The sequence below is a fragment of the Halomonas sp. SIMBA_159 genome (genome assembly GCF_046536035.1).
In the GTDB taxonomy this organism is placed as follows: domain Bacteria; phylum Pseudomonadota; class Gammaproteobacteria; order Pseudomonadales; family Halomonadaceae; genus Vreelandella; species Vreelandella venusta_A.
On the sequence record NZ_JAWJBT010000002.1, the window covers coordinates 156,438 to 179,434 of the forward strand.

Below are 22,997 nucleotides of genomic sequence, written 5' to 3' on the forward strand. Positions count from 1 at the left end.
CTCGTTAATTAGCGGGTAAGCAGCATGGCGTCGCCATAACTAAAAAAGGCGTAACGCTCTTCTACCGCCGTACGGTAAGCCTGCATCATGTGTTCATAGCCTGCGAACGCTGACACCAGCATCAGCAGAGTAGATTCGGGCAGGTGGAAGTTGGTAATCAGGGCATCCACGCAGCGCCACTGGTAGCCTGGGTAGATAAAGATATCCGTGTCGCCGCTGAACGGGGCAATCTTGCCATCGCCGCTCTTCATGCAGGCGCTCTCCAGGCAGCGAACGCTGGTGGTGCCCACGGCAACAACGCGTTTGCCGGCGGCCTGGGTGTCGCGAATCTGCTGGCAAGTGGCCTCGCTCACCTCAATCCATTCGCTGTGCATATGGTGCTCAAGGATGTTGTCCACCCGCACTGGCTGGAAGGTGCCCGCGCCAACATGAAGGGTCACAAAGGCGCTGTTGATGCCCTTTTCAGCCAGGGCATCTAAAAGCGGTTGGTCGAAGTGAAGCCCAGCGGTCGGTGCCGCAACGGCGCCATCGCGGCGGGCATAGACAGTTTGATAGCGCTCGCGGTCGCTCAGCTCGTCTTCCCGGGTGATGTAGGGCGGCAGCGGCATATGGCCGTGCTTTTCCAGCAGCGCGATCATCGGCGTATCGCCTAAAAAGCGCAGCTCGAACAGCGCATCACGACGGCCCTCTACCACGGCGTGGATGTTGCCCTCAAAGATCAGCTCGGTGCCTGGCTTGGGCGACTTGCTAGAGCGAATATGCGCCAGCCCTCGGTGGCTATCCAGCGGACGCTCCAGCAGCATTTCTACTTTTCCGCCACTGGCTTTATGACCGTGCAAGCGAGCAGGAATCACTCGGGTATCGTTAAAGACCAGCAGATCGCCTGGCTCAAGCAGGTTGAGCAGGTCAGGAAACCGACGGTGCTCCAGTGTGCCCGTCGGGCCATCTACACACAGCAAGCGACAGTCGCTGCGCTGTTCGGACGGATAGCGGGCAATTAGCTCGTCGGGTAGCTCGAAATGGAAGTCCGCACGCTGCATGTGAAGAAGCTCTTTTCAGTGGTCAAACAAGCCGCCTAGGATAGCGCTTTAGGTGGATAAAGTCAGTCGATGAGATTGACCTGGGGGGTTATCTCCGTATAATGCGCATCCATTGCCGGTGTGGCGGAATTGGTAGACGCAGCGGATTCAAAATCCGCCGCCTTTACGGGTGTGCCAGTTCGAGTCTGGCCACCGGCACCAAATTCAAGGGCCTAGCGTTTATCGCTAGGCCCTTTTTTTGTGCCTGCTGTTTGAGAATCAGCGCGCTTTCATCGCTGTATGACAAGCCTAATCCCGTGAAGCCGTATATTACCCCGCCTTTTTGTAGGTTTATTTCCTGCTTCTTTATGAAATACTTGAGCCTATTTTTTAATCGCCTCTTGTCATCCACGATGGATGAGGGCGCTATGGCGGCCAACGCCTGTCTTTCATAAAAACGTTTGGCGCAACGCGCTTGCGAACCTTCAGTGGAGATGTGCTCAATGGCGAAGTCATCAGCCGATATGCTTAAGTCAACGCAGCCCGGAGTTCTAAGCGGCCACCTACTCAATGGCGTAAGGGTGAGCCACAGAACTACCCAGCGTGACTGGGATACCCTGTCCGAGACCCGCGACGACGTGGTGCGTATCGACATTCCCGCTGATCCCAAAGAGCGCGCGGCGTTTGTGCGCCGCTGGATGGCCAGAAATCAAAAAGTATTGAAACAGGGTGGCATGGCTGCAACCTTAGTGTTGCCGCTGCTGGCGCAACAGGCGCTGGCGGATCAAATGGTGGCAGTGAACGACCTGCAAGGAGTAGCAGAAGTAATTCGCCAGCCCAACGGCAGCCTGACGTTGATCATGAATAGCGGCCAGCGCATAGATATTGCAGCCGCCGATGTAGCGTTGGAAAACGGGCGAGTAGTCGTCGATATCGACTCCCTTATGCAGATGCTAGGTAACGAAAGCGGATTGCTAGTGCCGCTTAGCCAGCTGCCCGATGTACAAACCTGGGAGCTACTGCCTGACGGTAACGTGATGGTCACGCGCACCGACGGCACGCAAATGGTCATCGAGCGCGGCGCGTTGGTGCAGCAGGGTGATTTATTTCTTATCAGCCCTAGCAATGCCCTGCAGCAAGGTATCGCCAGTGGCGAAGATTTCGGCAGTTTGTTGTTTGTGCCCAGCGCCTCTTTCGCAACCGATACCTCAAGCACCAGCAGCTTCCATAGCACCGCAAGCAGTAGTAGCAGCGAGCCGGTCAGCTCGTTTGGTGACATTCCGCCTTGGCTCTATATAGGGGGTGGTGCCATTGCCGTGGGGGCTGCCGCTGCAGGCGGTGGAGGCGGCGGTGGCGGTGGTGATGCTGGCCCGGCCACTCTTAGCGGCTATGTGGTCGATGGCTATATCTCTGGAGCAACCGTCACCCGGGCCGTTAATTCAAACCAAGTCACTACGAATGACGATGGCTTCTTTAGCGGCCTACAGGGCAGCGGTATCTTGACTGCGACTGGCGGTGTCGATATTGCCACGGGTCTACCGTTTACCGGTGTGCTGCGGGCCCCTGAAGACGCGACGGTAATCACACCGCTGACCACGCTGATGGTGCAGCTATCGCAGCAGTTTGGCTTGAACGACGCTGACGCCCAAACGGCCATTAAAACATCGTTAGGGCTCGACCAGCGGCTCGATCTGATGACGACCGACCCGCTGGCAGAGTCGTCGCCGAATCTGGATTTGCTTATCGCGGGCGTGAAAGTGGCCAGCTTGTTGGCGATGGCAGCCACGGCGGGTGTCAGCAGTGCCGATGCGCTCTCCCGGCTGGGTAGCGCCTTCAATCAAGCCAGCGAAGCTGGCCGCGAACTGACCAATCAAGAAATGGCCGATGCGCTAGGCCTGCCCTCGATCGCAGGGCAAGTAAGGCAAGCGTTGGATGCGATTGATAACGCCAGTGACGGCCTCAATATCGATGCCTACCGCGACGGGAACAATAACCCGCTGCGAGATGCGCAGCGAGACGCCCAAGACCCGAACAGCGATCTCTCCGAAACCATTGATGCCCGTGCAGACGTACCCTATTTAACGCTGCAGCAAGCGGTGGCACTGGCAGCCAATGATGAACTGCCGGCTCAGTACTTGATCAACCCCGACCAGCCATTTGCCGCTGGCACGCTGGGGCTCACGGCGGCAGGCAACCAATTGGCGCTGGTCGAAACGGTACTAGCGGGGGATTTTGATGTCGCGACTGCGCCTATTGCTCTAGCTGACCTCTATACATGGTCGGTGCGTGCGGATGCCGAGGACGTCTTAGTGAGCGGTGGTTTAGGTCGCCCGGAGGTGGTCGGTGCGCAGAGTGTAACCCTGACCAATGCCACCATCCGTCCGGATCAGTTTGCTGACCTTAATACCCTCGAAAATTTTGATCTGGGCAACACGGTCGTGCCTTATACGCTGGAAGAAGCGCTAGCGACCGAAGTGATGCCCGCCAACTACGCGCTGAACCCGAGTACTCCTTTCTCCGCCGGTGATCTGACCGTGCGGGAAGCCGCCGAGCTGATCGACAGCACCCGCATACTGCTGGATCTTGCCCAAAACACCGACAGCGATAACCTCTCTCGTGACTTGCTCTTAGAGTGGAACATCGTCGATAGCCTCGACACGATTTTAGGAACGCCCGCCGCGCGCCCGCAAATCGCCGAAGCCAACAGTATCAGCGTGACGGAAGCGATCATCACGCCTGCTCAATTTGTACAGCTCAATGGCTTGGCGAATTTCGTGCTTGGCGAGACCGAGGTGGATTACACGCTGGCCGAAGCGCTGGATGCTGATCCGCTCGCTAGCAACTACATCATCGACCTTCAGGCAGTGCTGAACGCAGGCACGGTCACCGTGGCCGAGGCAGAAGCCGCCTTTGCAGACGTTAGCCGGGTATTGGAAGGCGCGAAAAACCAGCCGCCGCTCACACTGTTCGAGTGGATCATTCGCGATGACGTTGATGCGATTATTGCGGATCTGGATCAAGGCCATGTGATTGAAGCCAACCAAGTGTCAGCGAGCAACCGGGTGATCACGTCTGCTCAATTTGACCAGCTCAATACGCTGGAAAACTTTGAGCTGGGCACGACCATCGTTCGCTATACGCTGGAAAATGCCGTTAATGCGGATGGCTTAGCCGCCAACTATGACATCGATACCTCCGTGCCCTTTGAGGCAGGCGAGGTCAGCATTGATGTTGCCGCCACAACGCTGGCAGCGGTTGAGCGTATTCTCGATGGGGCGCTCAACACTCAAACGCCCGATGCCGATGAGTTGTTCAACTGGACGGTCGTCGATAGCGCTTCCACGATTTTAGAAGCGGGTAACGTTCCCCACCTTGTCCGTGCGGATGCAGTGAACGTAAATGACGACATCATTACGATTGCGCAGTTCGAAGCGCTGAGTGCCGCTGAATTTAACTACGTTCGTCTTGGTGAGCTGGTGGAGTACACGCTGGCTAACGCCATCTCCGTCATCGATGCTGGCGATGGTCCACTCGTCGACAGCTACGTGATCGATCTGGATACAGCATTCGACGCCGTATGGACAGTCGACCAGGGAGAGAGCTATTTCGCCATCATTGCGGGCGCAGAGAACCAGGCGGCTTTGCTGGCAAGCGATGCAGTGGTGTGGCAAATCGAAGACACCATTAGCAACTTGCTCAACGGTATCAGTAACGTCAACGCCGGTGATGATGCGTTTGGCGACGATGCCATTGTGAATGCTGAAACGGTGCGTGTGACAGGTACCACCATCACGCAAGCTCAGTACGAAGAGCTGTCGGAGTTGTTAGGTAATACGCTGCGCTTAGATGCAACTGACAGTGCCGCCAGCACCACTGTCACCTATGCGAACCTGGAAGCAGCCGTGGGTGCCGAGGCCGGTGGTGTGCTCGCCCCCAGCGAGTTTTACTCCATTACAGGCAACACGCCCTACACAAATCCCAACGGGGCGTTGAGTGTTGCCAATGCGCTGACAGAGATTGAGACCGTCAAGAGCATTCTTGAAGGTTCTACCAACCGTGACGCGGCCAATTTTGAAGCTTTTTATAATTGGAACATCACCGATTCTGCTGGCAATATTCTTGGGGTCATCACTAACGGCGTACCCGACAAAGTGCTGGCAGGCGCAGATAGCATCTTTGCGGCTAATGGCGGGCCGAATGGAAATATTCTAGCCGCCGAGTACGATGGCTTGGCGGATGCTCTTGGTGTAGACGGCTTTGATTATAACTTAGTGGTGTACACGTTAGCTTATGTGTTCGATAACACAGACAATAGTTTTGCTGCTCCAGGTGACTTGGCCGACGACTACTTCTTCGCTGAAGATCAGTTCGATATAAACGAGGGTTTGGGCGTTGGCAGTGAAATCGATATAGCAACTGCTGAAGCGTATATTAGCGATGTCAGGGATTTGATTGCAGGAAGTGTGCCTGAATATAGGGGAGTGGAGTTAACGGCAATCTATCAGTGGTCCGTTGTTGATAGTTTTGCGACTATTAGTGCTGATCTAAATAGAGAAGTATTGGTCGAGGCTTACAGAATCAGGTTGACGGATTCAGCAATTGCGTCTGCTGATTATGAAAGCTTAGTGAATGCCTATACCCTCGTCGAAGGTAATAATCCTGATTCTGAAGGATTCGTGTTAGGGGAGACAGTTGTCGAATACGCTGACATGTCTGATGCGGTGCGTGCGGTAAAAGCTGATATTTTAGCGCCCATAGATAGTTTTGTTTTGGTTGATAGTGATGCGCCTTACGCTGCCGGGCAGATATCTGTGCAAAATGCTGCTGCAGAGCTGGCGGATGTGCGAACGGTTCTAAACGGAGCGTCTGGTCTCGAAAATAACGATGGCAACGTTCAGGCATTATTCGATTGGACGATTAATGATGCCGCCAGCAATATTATACAGGAAATCAATCAGGCACATGTCTTATTGGCAGATAGTGTCACTGTTACGGATGATCAAATTACGTTTGCGCAATACCAATCGTTAATTGCGCTAAATAATTATGACTATCAATCTGATCCGATTGAAGTGCTCTATACCATTCAGCAAGCTTTGGGCGTGTTAGAGACGAGTGAGCCGCTTGATAAGTCAGGCGAAGGCGACGCTGTCAGTTATGCTATTGTCGTGCCTCAAAGTCCTTTTGATGCTGGTGTCTTTGATGTTCAAGGTGCTCAAACATTAGTGCAAAACACTAACATTGCGATTGGTGGTGCGAGCAATAGTGATCAACTTCAGCTTGATAGCTTAATCAATTGGACCATTCGGGATGTAGCTTCAGTGCTGCTTGATTCGGTGAGCTCAAATGAAGAATGGCTGAGTGGCGCAGATGTTGTCTATGCTGATCTTGACGAAGGGAGTGATTTTCTAACCTTTGAAGATTATGTGACATTAAGAGACTCGGATGCTTTTAACTTCGATATTGATGACACGCCTGTGCAGTTTAGGTTGACCTCGGGCATAGTCGATGGAACCCGAGAGCTTACTGAGGTTTATTATGTTAACGAAGACACAGACTTCTTGGATTTAGGAAATTTAACGGTCCAAAGGGCAAATTCGGATATAACGAATATTAGAGCGTTCCTAGACGACGCTGTTAATCAACCTCCAGAAGGCGGGCAGTGGAGTGTACGTGAGTTTGCAACATGGAATATTGTTGATGAGCCTGACAGGATAGTAAATGCTATAGGTACAGATGCAGTAGTGCTGGCCGAAAGTGTTAGCTTAGTGGCTAACTCAGGCGTGACTGAGGCGCAGTATTTAGAACTTCGTGAATTAGATAACTTCGTTTTTGATAATGTATACACTTTGGAGGAAGCGCTGGCAGGTGCAGATATCAGTGGTGATTATGTTATCAATGCAAGCGTTCCTGTCGTTTACGAGTGGCTGTCGATTAGTCAGGCCGAAGAAATTAGAAGCGACATAGTGAATATCATTGATGGCGCTATCAATCAAAGTGATTTTGCTGAAGATTTAACAAGCATCTTCAAGTGGCAGATACAGGATGAGTTTGCTCATGTTAGATCTTTAGAGCAAGAGTTTGTTGTTCAAAACGCCTCTCAGATTAGATTGACCGATAATACTATTAACGGCAATCAAAATGAGGAGATGATTGATACGTTTGGCAACCTCTATCAATCTATAGATGGCCAAGTGGTCGAGTCTGGTTCGCCTAGAGAATTACCCTCTGCCTCAACGGATGACACGCCTTATCTTATTACCAACTTCACTGTAGGTGCGGCAGGTGATTCCTTACGAATTGGGGATGAGGCGACAGAGATTCCAGGTCTGCGAGGTGGGATTAGTGCTGACTTCGCAAAGTATGCTGATGCCCAAGCATTCAATCAGGGTGATAACGACATAGCCTTTGCTGTTTTTACCACTGCTGAATTTGGCGCAAACGGCGCTGATTGGCTTAGCGAACTTGGACTTGAAACTGGCGAAGTGGTTTATTTGTTGGCAGGCAATAGCGATACAGTAGACAACTCTGATGATGCTTTATTACTGCGAGTAGAGGCGGGAGAAGGTGATAGTATTACAGGCGACAGCTTAGGTGTGTTAGCAACCTTCGACAATATTAATCTGGATGGTTTCTCTGATTCTGGTGAAAACTGGAACACCAACTACTCCATCATTACCTAATGTATAACTAAGCAAACCCCAGGCAGTCTTCCGGCAGCCTGGGGTTTTTACTGTGCTCCCCACGCGATTCCCCTTACCTAACACCACCCAGTCGCGCCATGTCTATTGTTGAATCCCGCCAAGCATCGTATAAATGCGGTGCTTAAGTGCACATCGACTCAACAACATACACATCTTAGCTGGAGATACCCCCATGGGCGTGACCTATCACGAAAGCAATGCGCGTATGAGCCAAGTGGCTGTTCATAACGGAACGGTTTACCTTGCGGGCCAAGTGCCGGCGGATGCCACGGTGGGCATGCGTGGCCAAACCGAGCAGGTGTTGGCGCGTATTGATGAGCTGCTGGCGCAGGCGGGCACCTCTAAAGAGCACCTGATCTCTGCTCAGGTGTGGGTGACCGACATGGCCGAGTTTGCGGCAATGAACGAAGTGTGGGAAGCCTGGGTGGTGCCGGGTCGTCCGCCGGTACGCGCGGCGCTGGAAGCCAAACTGGCCAAGCCCGAGTGGAAAGTGGAAATCATGGTGATTGCAGCCCTGCCTGACGCTTGAGCCAGGCGTTACCGCCGCGTTCGCTAGTTGATCACGCCAGCGGCGACCAATGCGTCGCTGCTGGCGGTTCTATCAACGCTAGCTTTGATCAACGCTCTCCCCGAATCAGCACACTCCCTCTGTCACTGCCTTCTCCAGCGCGGCCAACCTGCCGGGCTCCAGCGCTGCTTCCACTGCCGTAATACGGATCACGTTGGCTAGTTCAGGGTGCGCAAGGCGGGCCACCAATACACCTTCGGCCAGCAGCTCCTGGTGAACCGCCGCTGCCAATTCCGCGCTGGAGAGCCGAATGCCGATGAAATTCGTCGCGCTGGGCAGCACGTCGGCACCCAGGCCGATAAAGTGCAGCGCTAGCTGCTCGCGGCGGGCTTTCACCGCTTCAATGTGCTGCTGTACTTCCTCGGGGTGATCGAGCACGACTTCAGCAGCAGCCTGGGTGAACGACGACACCGCATAGTGAATGCGCACTTTCATCATCATCGCCAGCACGTCAGGCTCGGTAATCGCGTAGCCAATACGCATCCCGGCAAGGCCGTGGGCTTTGGAGAGCGTACGCAGGCGAATCACCCCCGGCAGCGCCTGGCCGAGAAACTCGCTTCCTGCATCATCACGAAAATCGCCGTAGGCCTCATCCAACAGCAGCCAGCATGCCTCCGGCAGCGCCTCGCGCAGCTTGAGAATCGCGCTATCGCTGTGCAGGTGGCCGCTGGGGTTATCGGGGTTCGCTAAGTACACCAACCGCGCATCTTCTTGATGAGCCGCCGCCGCCAGCGCTTCTAAATCCGGGGCGAGTACTCCGGGCGCTTCGTGATAACTTGGCTCAATCAAGCGGCAGCCCTGGCCTAACGCAAAGTAACCGAAGGTAGGGTAGGTGCCCGCCGTGCTCACCACCGCATCGCCCGCTGTGCAGGTGGTGCGCAGTGCCAGAGCAATCAGGCTATCGGCACCGGCATCCACTAGCAGGTGCTCCAGGGGGATGTTCTGCTGTGCGCTCAAGCGTTGGCGCACCCCCAGTGCCTCGGCATCGCCATAGCAGTAAACGTGCTGCGTCACCGCATCGCCAAAGTGCTCCCGCAGGGCGCGGTGGGGCATATCTAACCCCTCGTTAGAGCCCAGTCGGTGCGGAAGCTCCCGGCCCAGTTTACGCTCTAGCACTTTGATCCCCGGAAAAGGGTTTACGGGGCCTTCGCCTGTGAGATGCTCGGGGTAGCGGGGCATAACGTCTCCAAATCAGATAGCGTAAACTGTCGCCTAACACAGTAATGAAAGCATTAACGGCAATACCAACACCAGTCCAAGGATACGGCATGGCTCACTTATTGCGAATCGTGATGATTCACGGCCACTTAAACGGGGTGGTCGAACTCAGTGTGGACGGCCACACCAATATTTGCGGCACCAACGCCTCCGGTAAAACCACGCTACAGCGGCTGGTGCCGGTGTTTTACGGCGAATTACCCAACAAGGTAGTGCCCAAAACGCGTATGAAGTTCGACGCGTTCTACCTACCCAACCGCAACAGCTACCTGGTGTACGAATACCGCCGCGAAGCGGGCAATATCTGCCAGGCGGTGCTGACCCGCAAAGCCGAAGGCGGGGTGGAGTATCGCTTTGTCGGCGCGCCCTACCAGCCGGAAGATTATCTGGTGGAGAGTGAGGCGGGCGTAGCGGCTCTGGACTACACCCAGTGGGCCAGCGGCCTGCGACGCAGCGGCACGCCGGTCTCCCCCAAGCTGGGCGCGACCTCTGAATTTCGCTCGGTGATTCAAAACGACTTTACCCAACTGCACGGCAACAGCCGCGACGGCCTCAAGCTGCGCCAGATCGCGTCGCAGTTCAGCTTGGTGAAGCCCGAGCGGCGCATCCGTCATATCGAAAAGCTGGTCTCGGCGGTGCATGCCAAAGAGGGCAAGATGGACACCCTCAAAACCATGCTGGCGGCGATTTTCGAAGAGGATGGCGTCGAGCTGCCGGTAACTCGAATTCGCAATACCAAGGCGCGGGAGTGGATTGCCCAGATGCGCCAATCCATGCGCCTGGAACCGCTGCAGGCCTCTCTCGCCCGGCTCGCCGGTATCGACCGCGAACTCGCCGACCTAGATGCCACGCTGTGGCAACTGAAGCCCCAGCTAGAAGAGGACCGCCAGAAAGCAGAGCGCCAGATGGCCGATGTGGATGCTGAGCTGGCCCGCCATCACCGCGAGTTCCAGCAGCGGGAGAGCGATTATAGTGAGGCGCGGGATAAGCTAAACGACCGCCACAGCGAAGTGGTCAGCGATTTGCAGCAGACCCAGCGCCGCCTGAATGATCTGCAAATCCAGTACGAGCAGTACGCTGATGCAGACATGCCCGCCCTGGAGCGCGACATCAACGCGCTTCCCCAGTGGCGGGAGCAGCGCGACCAGCTGCGCACCCACCTGAACGTGATGCAGGACGCGGTAAAAGAGAGCCAGGCGCGCCTGGACGGGCGGCTGCGCGAGCTTTCCGAGGCGCTGGCCCGCCAGACCCGTGAATCCCAGGAGCTGATCGACGCCCTGGTCGAAGAGAAAGCCCTGCGCCGGGAGCAGCAGTGGGAGTCCGAACAGCAGCTCAACGAACGCTACCAGCAGGAGCGCCAACGCCTGGAGGGCGAGTATCAGGCGCAGCTGGAACTCGGTGTCGAACAGCTAGCCGAACTCAAAGCGCAGCTCTCGCTCTCGACCCAGACCGCCGAAGAGGCTTCCGAGGCGGAGCTTGCCCAGGCGCGCCTGGATCAGGCCCAGCAGGAGCGCAACGCATCGGCCGCTACCCTGGATGGCCTGCGCCGCGAGTTTGAAAGCCGCAAACGCGAACGCGACAGTGCCGAACAGCAGTTGGTGCAGCTTCGCCAGCAGCTGGAGCGTGCCGAGCAGCGCTGCTTCGCGCTCTATCAGCAGCGCGACCCGGAGCAGGGCAGCCTGCGCCATTTCCTGCGCTATCACCGCCCCGGTTGGGAGCAGCAGTTAGGCAAGGTGATTGCGCCAGAGCTGCTAGAGCGGCGTGACCTCGCCCCACAACTGGCAGAAGGCGCTAGCGATGATCTGTTTGGGCTGGCGCTGGATCTCTCCGCCATTGCCCTGCCGGATTACGCCCAGGATGAAGCCAGCCTGCTGGCCGCTATCGAAGAGGCGGACACCGCCAAGCGCCGTGTGCAAACAGAGAGCCAAACCGCCGAGAAATCGCTCAAACAGCATAACGAGCGGGTGCAGCAGGCCGATGAAGCCCAAGATCAGGGCCGCATGGACCACAAGCGCGCCGAGCAGGAAGTCGAGTTTGCGATAGAGGCCCGCCGCCAGCAGCAAGAGCGCCACACCAAGCGCCAGCAGGAGCGACGCGCCGCGCATCAAACTGCGTTAGCCAGCCAGGAGCAGGCACAAAAGAAGCTGCGTGAAGAGAAGCAGCAGGCGCTCGCCGCCCTTAGCGAGACCCACCAAAGCCAGCTATTGGAGCTCAAGGCCGACGGCCAGAGCCAGGTAGATAGCCTGGATGCCCAGCTGCGCCAATATAAGCAGCAGCTTACCGACGCCAACAGCGAACACCAGCGCCAGCGCGCGGAACTGGAGGAGGCCTTTAGCCAGGAACTGGCCGAGCAGGGCGTCGACCCAGCCAAGCTAAAAGATACCAAGGAGCGGCTGGCAAGCCAGGATGAGCGCATCCGCGTCACCGCCGCCCGTCAGGATGAGCTCTCCGAATACACTCGCTTTATGCGCGTCGAGTGGGGGCAGCATAAGCCGCAGCTGGTCGCCCAGGAGGCAGAGCTGGAGCAAGCGGAGCAAAAGCTGCAGCGTGATAAAGAGCACCTGAAAAACGACTTCCAGGCGGCGCGCAAAACCCACCAAAGCACGGTCAGCACGCTAAAAACCCAGCGGGAGAGCGAAGTCGCCTGCCTGGAAGCCTTGAAGCCGCTGCTCACCCAGTTGGAAAGCCTTGCCATCGAACCCGACGGCCAAGCGCCCGGAACGCCCCTGGGCGATGTGGACGAGCGCATCGAGCGCGCCCGCCAGGCACTGGGCAATCGCCACCAGCTTATCGAGCAGCTGCGCCGTGGCTGCCTGGAAGTCGAAAGCCAACTGATCAAGGACGCCAGCAGCGGCTTTGCCGAAGCGCTGGAGAGCGAACGCAGCAAGCTGCAAAGCGACAACCCGCGCCTACAGCTGCCGCTACTGCGCGACATGCTCAAACTGCTCGAAGATCAACAGCAGCAGCTGATTCAGGAAGGTCGTAACCTAAGCGACGACCTGGATAAATTCTTCACCGTGTTCCGCGACTTGAACCGGCGCATCAGCGCCCAAAGCCGCCGGCTTTCTGAAGAGGTCGCCGACGACCTGCGTTTGGAAGGCATCACCAAGGCCGAAGTGCGCATCCAGTCCACCATTGATGAGCTGGGCTTCTGGGAGCCGCTGAAGCTGTTCGCCCAGCGCTACAAAGAGTGGCGTGAATCCGGCCAGACGCTGCCCAGCGACGACTACCTCAACGCCCTGGCGGACGTGGTCGATTTGCTGCGCAGCGACCAGCAGTACAGCTTCGAAAGCCTGCTGCGCCTGGAGCTGCACCTGAACGAAGGCGGCACCGATCTAGTGATCAAGAATGACCGCCAACTGCTGGAGTCCTCCAGCCACGGCATGGCGTATTTGATTCTGTGTAAGTTCCTGCTCGCCTTTACCCGCCTGCTGCGCGGCGATGCGGAAATCGCCATCCACTGGCCCATCGATGAGATTGGCACCCTGGCGTACCACAACGTCGAAAAACTGTTCGACGCCTGCGACAGTAACCGCATTCATATCGTCGGCGCGTTTCCCAACCCCGAGTCCGATGTGCTGCTGCTGTTCGCCAACCGCTACCTGATCGACCGCGATGAGACCAACCCCAACAAGCGGGTGTTAAAACGCATCGAACCACGGCTAAGCCGCCTGGCCGAAAGGCTCCAGGAACGTCAGCAGGAGGTGACGGTATGATCGAACATGGCCCACTGCTAGAGCGCCTGCTGGCCGGGGAGTTTGTCTGCCCGATCAGCGATGAAAGCGGCTATCGTCATCTCACCAATGAAGAGACCCGGGAAGAGATCGACACCTACCTGCGGCCGCTTAACCGCCGCCTGGCCAGCAACGAAGACGGCAGCGTCTATTTTCTGGCCTGGCGTCAGCTCAATGACAACGCCCGGGATCAGCTCTCCCGCCAGTTGGGCGATACGCTCAATAGCTTGCTGCCGCTGCTGGAGTGGCTGCAACTGGTGCAAGAGGCCCTGGGCCGCGATACCCTGGCCGCCCCCGGCGATGTGCTCAAACCCGCCGAATTCAGCGCCAAGTGCGAAGACAACCAAAGCCTGCGCGAACGCTTGGAGCGCCTGGCCACCGACAGCTTTTTTGGCTCGCAAAGTGACCAGCTCGATGCCCAGGTAAAGCAGGTTTTCAAGCGCCTGAAAGAGCACGGCTACCTGCTCCAGCCCCACGCCGAGCGGCAGGTGTTCGTGGTCACCGGCAAGATCGACTATCTGGTGGATCTGGTGCGCTTTATTCGCGATGAAGAGAACCTGCCCATTGAATCCGGTAGCGAGGAGGGCTCTGGTTCCCAGGAGGCCCTGTTGTGAGTGAGCACGCTCTGGAAAGCCGCCTGCTCAAAACCGGCAGCGAACGGCTGGCGCTGCTGGGCAAGCACGCCGATGTGCTGATGCAGGCCTACACCCGCGATGAAGTGCCGCTGGAATCGCTCAGCGATAGCGCGCTGCGCAAGCTGCTGGCGGCGCGCACTCTATGGCGACCGGACGAGCAGAGCGGCGTAAAACTGGCGCCCAAGGTGCGCGAACTGATCGCCGAGATGCTCGCCGACGAGACCCGCCGCCATGTGAATGCCGACGTAGCGGAAACCCTGGAGCTGATTCGCGCCCTGGTACACAGCTACCGGGAGGCGCGCAGCCGCGGCGAACATTGGCGGCTGGAGCAGCAGTTAATGCGCCTGCGCCAGGAAGTCGACGACCTGAACGGGCGCTTCGCCGATGCCATCGACAGCTTATGGCAGCGGCTGAATAGCGATTTTGGTTTTGTCAGCCAGCTCAACGACAAGATCCGCGAAAACGACCGCGCCCAGAATCAGATCGCCAGGCTGCTGGATGGCCTAGCGCTGATCGACTTCGACGAGCTGATCGAGCTAGTGGGCAGCGACGGCAGCCTGCGCAAACTGTTGATCAGCCAGCTACAGCAGCAGCTAAGCCACCACTACACCGGCCTGCGCGAAGTGCAGCGGCGCTTGATCGAACTAATGGCGCGCTTTCGCAAGCAGCAGGCGCGTAGCCGCCTGATTAGCGGCATGGCCGCCTTTATGCGCGAGCACCCCGGCTTTGTGCCCGGCAACTACGCAAGGCGCAGCGAGGTGCCGGGGCTGGTCAATCAAGCCACACCGCTAAGCGCGGCGGCCGCCCCGGCGCTGGATCGCAACCTGGAGTGCCGGTTGCTCGCCGAACTGCTGCACCAGCTACCCCAACCGCGCCACACCACGCAAACCGTTGAAGCCGCGGCCCCAGCCCAAGCGCAAGAAAGCAGCCTCGCCGCCGCCCGCCAGCAGGCGCTCAAGCAGGATGTGGAACACTTCTATTTAAGCGTGATCGACCAGCCCCAGGCGGAGCCGGTCAGCGCCCTTGAGTACCTGCACGCAAGCCCGCTGGAATGGCCGGATGAGATATGGCTGTTTCAGGTGATTTCCGAATACCAAGGCCTACCGCGCAGCGATCAGAAGGCGTTTCTACTCAAACAGCAGGAGAGCCAGGCGAGCCAATTCAACCACCTGCGCCTGATCCACGATGTAGAACTGCAGCTGGCCGTATGAATCTACCCAGCCGCGCACGCAATGGCCTTAACGGTGTGGCCCGCGAACTTCTCCGCCAGCCCACGGTGGAGAAGCCGCGCCGCCAGTGGGTAGACGACGTAGTGGCCTGGTGCCACCAGCACGACATTGACCTAGCCACGCGAATCAACAGTAAAGCGCTGCGCTTTGATGCGGCTTTGCTGGCGCAGATCAATGACGTATTAGAGAGCGCCCGTATAGCGCCGCTAGGCCGTTCACTCAGCGGCCTAACCAGCAGCGCCCAAGCGAAAGAGGGCGTAGAAGAAGACAAAGCAACCCGCGAAAGCCCCCGCGCGCGGCGGGTACTCGTCAGCTTTCCGCCGCAGCCAATAGCGGGGCTTGCCAACGAACCACGCGCTATTCGTGATGTGGATGTATTAGGGCTAAAACCGAGCGCGTTCAGCGCCCTGATTCAGGTCGAAAACCTGGATAGCTTCTATGAGTTTTCGCCGGAACTACCCGCGCTAAATAGCTACGTAAACCCACTGGTCGTCTATCGCGGCGACAGCCACTACGGCGGCGGTTTTGCCCACTTGGCCGAGGTGTGGCGCAAAACTCGCAGGCCGCATCTCTACGCAGGTGACTTCGACGCCAAAGGCGTCACCTTGGCGCTGGATAGCGGTGCCACGCATCTGCTGCTACCCGACATAGAGTGGCTAACCCTGAATGCCACCCCCCTGCACCAGCCCGCCGGGCAGCTCCCCTATCAACGGCGGCTGCGCCAACTCCACGTCAGCCTACCGCCCCAACACCCGCTAAGGCCCTATCTCACGCTGCTGGAAAAACAGCGCGGCCTCAAACAGCAGTGGTTTGAGGGGGACGTGGTGGCGGTGGGGTTTGGTTAGCGGCTTGCCTCTTGCCTGGGCTTTGCGTCGAGCATCGGCCGTGCAGTGCGTTTATGGCGGTTTGATGAGGTAAAGCAACACGCGCCAGCATGCGAATGTTGGCTATATCGCCGAAATTCTCTTTGCACGCTATAGAATCAATGAGGTAGGTTCGATTCACTATGAAACCTCAGTCATTGTGATGTCGCGTTCATTGAGGTTTCATGGTAGGGCGTATAATCACTGTTAGGCAAAGGCCGAATATGAACCAACACAAAGAGTATCTAATAAAAATATCTGAAGTTGGCGCGGCGAAATTTGGCATATGCTGCTTTATAATTGCGCTCATAACACCATCGCTTGGAAAGCTAGGCGTATACGCAGCCTATGCAACATATCTCGCAGCATTAGCCTGCTTCTATTTTGCTACGTTTAAAATATGGTCGTCAGAGCAAATTAAGAAATTTGAGACGCTCACAGTGCAGATACTGGAGGCAAGCGGGCGATTCTCAAGTGGTAATGGGCACTCCTTCAACAAGGCAAGTTTAAAAGCAGAGCTCTGCATAATAAATAATCAATCCACCCCGGCCAGTCTAAGTGACCTTATCTTCACTGTAGAAGAAGATAAAAAATACAAGATCAAACTGCTAGCCCCAGTGAAAGCTTTTAATAAAGTAGACTCCAGCCCAATACAGAACTCCGCTGTTCTCGCACCTAACTCATCTCTACTGGTCACTCTTCAAGGAGAGCTCGAAGGGAGCTTCAGCAACGCAGAAGAGCAGGCTATGTTTTTAAGAGACCACAAGCACCTGAGCGGAACACTTAAATACAAAACAACTACAACCACAGCAACAAACGTGCTTTCTCAGCCAGCTGAGTTCGACTTGACATATGTCAGAGAGCGCTTTGAGGGCGAGTGGCAAAAGCACAACTTCAAAGAGGCTCTAGCCATACTATGCGCCTCAGATGCCTAACAAATGGTTTAAACCACTCGCTCCGCTCGCTGGGACGGGCTAAAGCCCGCCCCTTAACCAAACGTTGAGGCTGTAGAAAAATCCCGTTGACGGCCAGATGTTAGTAGGATCGGGCAAACACACTAGGAGTGGTTAGCAAGCCGCGCTTCAAGGCTTACAACTACGATCAGAACGCCATGGTGGTGTTGAATCACCAGCATCCGCTTCAGCCCGAGATGTAGATCTGTTGCAAGACCAGCCTCACCGGCAAAGCTTTTCTTTGATAACGTAACGCATGACACCTCGCTGACAGGCCTTATCGGTCGATGTGCCCTATGTTCGACCAAGCGTTGCTGATATCAATTTTGGCGATAAGCGCAAGACTGTTGTTGCGCGATGCGCATCATGCTATGGTTTCTTCATGATTAAATCATTCCGGCACAAAGGGCTGAAACGGTTCTACTCGACTGGCAGCACCGCTGGCATACAGCCGGATCATGCCAAGAAGCTACGTATGCAGCTTATTGCTCTGGATACCGCCATTTCAGTCGAAGACATGAACATCCCTGGCTTTAGGCTTCACCCATTGAAAGGGAAAGACAAAGGGCGATGGTCGATTTGGGTGAACGGAAATTGGCGTATGACGTTCGAATTTCAGGACGGCAACGCCTACATTCTTGATTATGAGGATTATCACTAATGACGATGCATAATCCGCCGCATCCTGGTGAATTTATTCGGGAAGTGTATTTGGAACCCTTTGGCATTAGCTCGCGTCAGCTTGCTTCGAGTCTGGGCGTTTCACCGTCCACGTTGTCCCGGCTGCTCAAAGGAGAAAGTGGCATTAGCCCGGAAATGTCGCTGCGCCTTTCCAAAGTGCTGGGACGTAGCCCTGAGAGCTGGTTGGCGATGCAAGATATGCATGATCTTTGGGTGGCTCGGAGTATGGTCGATCTGGATGACCTCCATCCACTGGAATTTAACGCCGCTTGAGGAGCGCTTAACATGGTGGCTTCTCTTCCATTGCTGTTTCGCCTCCATGGTCAAGGCGCCCTTGGTGTAGGCGTTGTAGCAATTTTCCGAGAATAGCTATTAATCTCCATGGCCCCACAAAACACCATGAACCTACTCTTTCTCGGCACTTCAGCCGGTGTACCCACCAAAACAAGAAACGTCTCCGGCATCGCTTTGCGCGAGAGCAAAGGGAAGGGCTGGTACCTGATCGATTGCGGTGAGGGGACTCAGCATCAGGTTTTGCACACGAAGCTGTCGTTTCATTCATTGAAAGCCATCTTGATTACCCACGTGCACGGCGACCACTGCTATGGGCTGCCGGGCATTTTGGCCAGTGCAGCAATGGGCGGACGTAAAGCGCCGCTGACTATTGTGGCACCAAAAGGGATTCAAGACTGGCTGGAAGCCACGTGTGAGGTAACGCAGCTCTGCTTGCCCTTTGCTCTGGAGTTTATCGACTCGGACGAGCTGCCCAGCGTTGAGTTTGAGAGCATTGCGGTGACCACGTTCAGGCTTTCACACCGGGCGCCGTCCTATGCTTATGGATTTACGGAGACAAAGGTCGATGCTGCTTTGGACGTTGATAAGTTAGCGCAAAAGGGCATTCCGAGAGGGCCGTTGTGGGGGCAGTTGAAGCAAGGGTTTGATATTGAGTTGGAGGGTGAGCGGTTAAAAAGCCATGACTACCTGATCTTCAAACACAAGCCGAGAAAAGTAGTGATCGCAGGGGATAATGACCAGCCTGACTTGTTGTTTGAAGCGTGCGCAGGGGCACACGTACTGGTGCATGAAGCCACCTACACCGAAGAGATGGCCCAGAAGGCCGGTGATGTGGGGCATAGCTACGCAAAGCTTGTCGCCGCGTTTGCCGAGTCGGTACAACTACCCAACCTGGTACTGACGCACTTCAGCCCCCGTTACCAGCTTCACCCACTTGCCTCGCCTTCCATTGAAGACATCCGTAAAGAGGCCCAGCGTGTCTATTCAGGCTCGCTTTACCTGGCGCGGGATTTTGGCGAATACACCCTGGATAAATCGGGCCACTTTTCTGAAGTGGCGGGCGAATAGCTTTCTCGTATATGCCCTATATCGACCTAGCACTGCTGCTAGAAAGCAGTGACTTCAGCATCAAATGCCTCGCGTTCCTGTTCTTTAGGCTGCTCGCGTTCACTCATAAAGTCTGCGATGACACTTTGACCATCAAACCAGCTGTCCCACGCTTCACTTCGGTTACTTTTATACACCGCTGCTTTTTCCATGGTGGTCTCCTTAATCGGTACTGCCGTTACTCACTATATACACGTACCATGTTTTCTTTCGTTTGATCGAATTTTGGGATATGTCGAAGGGGTAAACAAAATGCAAAAGGTAAGAATCGACCTAGTGTCCGATGTGGCCTGCCCGTGGTGCGTGATTGGCTACCGGCGCTTGGAGCAGGCGTTAGAGACACTCAATGGCGAGATTGACGTTGAGCTGGTCTGGCAGCCTTTTGAGTTGAACCGCGATATGCCGCCCGAAGGCGAGCCGATTCTGGAGCACTTGTGCCGCAAGTACGGCAAAGACGCGGCCACCATGGAGCAGTCCCAGCGCGAGATTATGGCCGCTGCTGAAGAACTTGGGCTAAATTTCCGGGGTGCCCTGGAGCGCCGGGCGAACAATACCTTTGCTGCCCATCGCGTGCTGGCGTGGGCCGGAACGCAACACCAAGAGACGGCGCTTCAGTTAGCCCTGTTCGAGGCCTATTTCGGTGAGGCGAAAAACCCTGCCGACCCAGCGGTGCTTCGCGAGAAGGCCATTGAGGTTGGGCTAGACGGCGACACCGCTGAAGCCATCGCCCGCTCCGATCAGTACACGGAGGAAGTACGTGAAGCCGAGCAGCGCTTTATGGACGCAGGAGTAAACGCCGTGCCCGCATTTATTCTCGATGGTCGCTACCTGATTTCCGGTGCCCAGCCCGCCGACGTACTGGTGGATGCGCTACGCCAAGTAGCCGAAGAGAACGCCAGCCGTTAATCGGGGAGCGGCACTGGCCTGACAGAGGGTCGGTAGAGCAGCACATTCCCATCCGTGCATTGAGTGCACCTTTTCGCTACACGTCGGCGTTGTTGCCGACGTTAGCTTGGGAGAGAGGATATGGCGGCATACGTGATTGGCCATATCAGCGTGAAAGACGCTGAGAAATGGGCGGAGTACAAGCGTGGGGTTCCTGCGACGATAGTGCCCTTTGGGGGCGAGCTAGTGCTGAGGGGGCAGCGAAAGGCTGTGTTAGGCGGAGAGCATCGTCACACGGACACGGTAGTCATTCGCTTTCCCGCTATTGAGTCTGTTGATGAGTGGTTTCACTCCGATGCTTATCAGCAGCTTATTCCGCTGCGTCTCCAGGCAGCAGACGTCGATTTGATCAGTTACGAAGCAGCGTTGTAGAAGCTGCGTAACGTTAAGCATCGGTAGGGAAAACCAAGCTTATCGGTGCTGCTTGACACTCTGCCTTCTAAGAGAGCACTCATGAAAACCATCGGTTTAATCGGCGGTATGAGCTGGGAATCCACGCAGACGTATTACCGCCTCATCAACTAGCATGTGCGCTTGGCGATGGGCGGGCTGCATTCGGCCAAAGTGGTGCTGTACAGCGTTGATTTTGCCGAGATAGAGACGCTGCAGCATCAGGGCGACTGGCAGGCCACCGCTGAGATACTGGCAGCAGCGGGCAAAGCGGTCGAAGCGGCCGGGGCCGATTTCATGGTGCTGTGTACCAACACTATGCACAAGGTGGCCGAGCCGCTGGAAGCGGCGGTCTCCATTCCGCTTTTGCATATCGCCGACGCCACGGCCCAGGTGCTGCAACAGCAGGACATTACCTGCGTGGGGCTGCTCGGCACACGGTTCACCATGGAGCAGGCGTTTTATATCGAGCGCCTTCAGCGCCACGGCATCGAAGTGGTGGTGCCCACCGAGCCACAGCGCGAGCGCGTGCACTCGGTGATTTATCAAGAGCTGTGCCTGGGCGTGGTGAAGGCAGATGCCAAAGCTGACTACCTAACTATCGTCGATTCGCTGGCTGAGCGCGGCGCGCAGGGCGTGATTTTAGGCTGTACCGAGATCGGCTTGTTGATTCAGCAAGCGGATACGAGCGTGTCGCTGTTTGATACCACCGAGATCCACGCGGAGCAGGCGGTTCAGCGGGCGTTGGAGCGAGGTTAGGCATAAAGGTATGCTGCACATATTCCTAGCTTTAAAATCTTGTTGAGTGAGTAAAAAAGGAATAATTTATACTCATGAACGAGTTTGAGTTTGACGATAATAAAAGTCAGACCAACCTAGAAAAGCACGGTATTGATTTTGAAGCGGCACAAGCGCTGTGGAAGGATCCATATCTGCTAGAAATTCGTGCAAAATCAGAGGGCGAACCAAGATTTTTGCTAATAGGCATGATCAGTGAAAAACACTGGTCGGCGGTCGTCACCTACCGAGAGGGGCGTATTCGATTAATTTCTGTTAGGCGCTCTCGCAAAAAGGAGGTAGAACTCTATGAAAGCTAAAGAATTCGATAAAAAGTTCGATGAAAATCAAAATGATATAATCGACGATCTTGACCTGTCCACGGCTCGGCGTGTGAATCAGGAGCAAAAACGGATTAACGTAGATTTTCCTGCATGGGTAGTGGAGTCACTAGACCGTGAGGCTGCGAGAATTGGTGTTACGCGCCAGTCTATTATCAAAGTTTGGTTGGTTGAGCGTCTTCAAGCTGAAGCGGCTCATCAACCTCTGAGCCATGACACGGTGGGCGGTACTCACTAGCGCTGGCTCCCAAAGAAGCCAGCGCTTTCTCCTTTACTGCAAAAACTCCCGCAGTGTATCGCTGGCTTGCTCGATGGAAACGACGCCATCCAGGTGGCCTCGGTTGCCTTCTAGCGTTTCCAGGGTTACCTCGGTGCCGTCTGCCTCAATCAGCTCGGCGGTGCGGCGTACGCCTTCGGGTGCGAAGACTAAATCGTTCTCGCTATACAGCATCAGCGTGGGGGCTTCGATGGCGGCTAGGCCTGCTTCCAAGGAGTCGCCGTGGCCTGCCATAAAGGTTTGGTTGGCGCGCACTAGGTAGAGCAGGTGGTTGGCATCGGAGATCTTCGCCCGTGCGCCTGCGATGTCGTCTAGGGTTTGCTCGATGGCGTAGAGGGCGTTGATATCCTGGGCGGGGTCGCGAGCGTCATCCGCCCAATCACGGTTGAACGCTTCGTTGGCCCACTGCCAGTGGTTGGCATTAAGCGTGACCAGCTTCAGCGCCTCTTTTAGCCCCTCGGTGGGCGGCTCTCCGTTGTAGTAGTCGCCTTCGTTCCAGTTAGCATCCAGGCGAATCGGCGCGGCCCACGCGCTGAGCGTGGCCAGCAGCCACGGGTCGGCTACACCGCCGCCAATCACAGGAATTAACCGCTCAACGCGTTCAGGGTAAGCGCTGGCCCACTCAATGGCCTGCAGCGCTCCCATGGAAGCGCCCATCACCGCATGCAGCGATTCAATGCCCTGGCTTTCCAGCAAGGCACGCTGCACTTCGACAAAGTCACGAATGGTCACCACAGGAAAATCCATGCCCCAGGGCTCGCCGGTATCGGGGTTGATGGAGGCTGGCCCGGTGGTAATTACGTTTGGGTCATTCGCCCCCAAATTAACCAGCGTATCGGAGGAGATGATGTAGTACTCATCGGTATCCAGCGGCTTGCCGGGGCCAATAATGGCATTCCAATAGCCGGTGGGCTCGCCATCAGCCCCATAGCGGCCTGCCGCATGGCTGGTGCCGGAGAAAAAGTGGGTAATCAGAATCGCGTTGTCGCGGGCTTCGTTAAGCTCGCCGTAGGCTTCCCAGCCCACCGTCACGTTAGGGATCGTCTCGCCGCCCTGAGTGGTAAAGCTCTCCATCTCGAACGTCTGCTTCTCGACCACGCCATCCCAGGCCCATAAGGGCGTGGCCAACAGCAGGCCAAGGCCGGTAAACGAGGCGGCTGTCACTAGCGCGAATGGTTGCTTGCGTCGCATGCGCTTTCCTTTTTTGAGGGGGTATTGTGATTGTTTTAGGGCTGCTTATTGCAGCCTCTCCCTCAGCATAG

Annotated in this window: 19 protein-coding genes and 1 tRNA gene; 16 read left to right on the top strand and 4 right to left on the bottom strand. The window is 56.1% G+C overall.

Annotated elements, in window-relative coordinates; all coding sequences use genetic code 11:
* Positions 1-8: 8 nt before the first annotated feature.
* Positions 9-1,040: a tRNA preQ1(34) S-adenosylmethionine ribosyltransferase-isomerase QueA gene (gene queA / locus R0J87_RS02005; protein ID WP_498884020.1), complete on the bottom strand. Its 1,032-nt coding sequence runs from the start codon at positions 1,038-1,040 to the stop codon at positions 9-11.
* Between the two features lie 114 nt (positions 1,041-1,154).
* On the opposite strand from queA, the gene R0J87_RS02010 reads away from it, so the two are divergent.
* The 3 genes from R0J87_RS02010 (at position 1,155) to R0J87_RS02020 (ending at position 8,252) form a co-directional block, all read left to right on the top strand.
* Positions 1,155-1,241, top strand: a tRNA-Leu gene (locus tag R0J87_RS02010).
* 359 nt (positions 1,242-1,600) lie between these two features.
* Positions 1,601-7,702 carry a calcium-binding protein gene (locus tag R0J87_RS02015; protein ID WP_498884022.1) on the top strand — a complete coding sequence of 2,034 codons (6,102 nt, stop codon included), beginning with the start codon at positions 1,601-1,603 and terminating at the stop codon, positions 7,700-7,702.
* Positions 7,703-7,895: 193 nt separating this feature from the next.
* Entirely contained in the window at positions 7,896-8,252 is a 357-nt protein-coding gene (locus R0J87_RS02020; RefSeq protein WP_498884024.1) for a RidA family protein, read from the top strand.
* Positions 8,253-8,357: 105 nt separating this feature from the next.
* Here R0J87_RS02020 and R0J87_RS02025 read toward each other — a convergent pair whose 3' ends face one another.
* Positions 8,358-9,470 (bottom strand): pyridoxal phosphate-dependent aminotransferase, encoded by a 1,113-nt coding sequence (locus R0J87_RS02025; RefSeq protein ID WP_498884026.1) that lies wholly within the window; start codon positions 9,468-9,470, stop codon positions 8,358-8,360.
* Positions 9,471-9,559: 89 nt separating this feature from the next.
* Here R0J87_RS02025 and R0J87_RS02030 point away from each other — a divergent pair, with 89 nt between their 5' ends.
* The 8 genes from R0J87_RS02030 (at position 9,560) to R0J87_RS02065 (ending at position 18,966) form a co-directional block, all read left to right on the top strand.
* A complete protein-coding gene (locus R0J87_RS02030; protein WP_498884028.1) occupies positions 9,560-13,225 on the top strand; it encodes an ATP-binding protein in 3,666 nt (1,221 codons plus the stop codon).
* A complete protein-coding gene (locus R0J87_RS02035) occupies positions 13,222-13,857 on the top strand; it encodes a hypothetical protein (RefSeq protein ID WP_498884030.1) in 636 nt (211 codons plus the stop codon). The genes R0J87_RS02030 and R0J87_RS02035 overlap by 4 nt, the downstream gene beginning before the upstream one ends.
* Positions 13,854-15,089: a hypothetical protein gene (locus R0J87_RS02040; RefSeq protein WP_498884032.1), complete on the top strand. Its 1,236-nt coding sequence runs from the start codon at positions 13,854-13,856 to the stop codon at positions 15,087-15,089. The genes R0J87_RS02035 and R0J87_RS02040 overlap by 4 nt, the downstream gene beginning before the upstream one ends.
* Positions 15,086-15,952: a DUF7281 domain-containing protein gene (locus tag R0J87_RS02045; protein WP_498884034.1), complete on the top strand. Its 867-nt coding sequence runs from the start codon at positions 15,086-15,088 to the stop codon at positions 15,950-15,952. Before R0J87_RS02040 ends, R0J87_RS02045 begins: the two co-directional genes overlap by 4 nt.
* A 242-nt stretch (positions 15,953-16,194) precedes the next feature.
* Positions 16,195-16,905 carry a hypothetical protein gene (locus R0J87_RS02050; protein WP_498884036.1) on the top strand — a complete coding sequence of 237 codons (711 nt, stop codon included), beginning with the start codon at positions 16,195-16,197 and terminating at the stop codon, positions 16,903-16,905.
* A gap of 400 nt (positions 16,906-17,305) precedes the next feature.
* Entirely contained in the window at positions 17,306-17,584 is a 279-nt protein-coding gene (locus R0J87_RS02055) for a type II toxin-antitoxin system RelE/ParE family toxin (RefSeq protein ID WP_498884038.1), read from the top strand.
* Complete coding sequence (locus tag R0J87_RS02060; RefSeq protein WP_498884040.1) at positions 17,584-17,877, top strand: HigA family addiction module antitoxin; 294 nt, start codon at positions 17,584-17,586, stop codon at positions 17,875-17,877. The genes R0J87_RS02055 and R0J87_RS02060 overlap by 1 nt, the downstream gene beginning before the upstream one ends.
* A 126-nt stretch (positions 17,878-18,003) precedes the next feature.
* On the top strand, positions 18,004-18,966 hold the full coding sequence (locus tag R0J87_RS02065; RefSeq protein ID WP_498884113.1) for a ribonuclease Z: 963 nt from the start codon (positions 18,004-18,006) through the stop codon (positions 18,964-18,966).
* A gap of 38 nt (positions 18,967-19,004) precedes the next feature.
* Here R0J87_RS02065 and R0J87_RS02070 read toward each other — a convergent pair whose 3' ends face one another.
* Complete coding sequence (locus tag R0J87_RS02070; protein WP_485752188.1) at positions 19,005-19,157, bottom strand: AbrB/MazE/SpoVT family DNA-binding domain-containing protein; 153 nt, start codon at positions 19,155-19,157, stop codon at positions 19,005-19,007.
* A gap of 100 nt (positions 19,158-19,257) precedes the next feature.
* On the opposite strand from R0J87_RS02070, the gene R0J87_RS02075 reads away from it, so the two are divergent.
* The 5 genes from R0J87_RS02075 to brnA all read left to right on the top strand — a co-directional run bounded on the left by R0J87_RS02075 (position 19,258) and on the right by brnA (position 21,696).
* Positions 19,258-19,911: a DsbA family oxidoreductase gene (locus R0J87_RS02075; RefSeq protein ID WP_498884042.1), complete on the top strand. Its 654-nt coding sequence runs from the start codon at positions 19,258-19,260 to the stop codon at positions 19,909-19,911.
* Positions 19,912-20,031: 120 nt separating this feature from the next.
* The gene (locus R0J87_RS02080) at positions 20,032-20,322 is read left to right on the top strand and encodes a DUF1330 domain-containing protein (protein WP_498884044.1); all 291 of its coding nucleotides are present in this window, start codon (positions 20,032-20,034) and stop codon (positions 20,320-20,322) included.
* Positions 20,323-20,490: 168 nt separating this feature from the next.
* The gene (locus R0J87_RS02085) at positions 20,491-21,099 is read left to right on the top strand and encodes an aspartate/glutamate racemase family protein (protein ID WP_498884046.1); all 609 of its coding nucleotides are present in this window, start codon (positions 20,491-20,493) and stop codon (positions 21,097-21,099) included.
* A gap of 74 nt (positions 21,100-21,173) precedes the next feature.
* Positions 21,174-21,437, top strand: coding sequence for a BrnT family toxin (locus tag R0J87_RS02090; RefSeq protein ID WP_498884048.1), 264 nt, complete (start codon positions 21,174-21,176; stop codon positions 21,435-21,437).
* A complete protein-coding gene (brnA, locus tag R0J87_RS02095; protein WP_399846518.1) occupies positions 21,427-21,696 on the top strand; it encodes a type II toxin-antitoxin system BrnA family antitoxin in 270 nt (89 codons plus the stop codon). Before R0J87_RS02090 ends, brnA begins: the two co-directional genes overlap by 11 nt.
* Positions 21,697-21,729: 33 nt before the next feature.
* Here the strand turns inward: brnA and R0J87_RS02100 are convergent, their stop codons facing one another.
* Positions 21,730-22,926: an E22 family MetX-like putative esterase gene (locus R0J87_RS02100; protein ID WP_498884050.1), complete on the bottom strand. Its 1,197-nt coding sequence runs from the start codon at positions 22,924-22,926 to the stop codon at positions 21,730-21,732.
* Positions 22,927-22,997 lie beyond the last annotated feature (71 nt).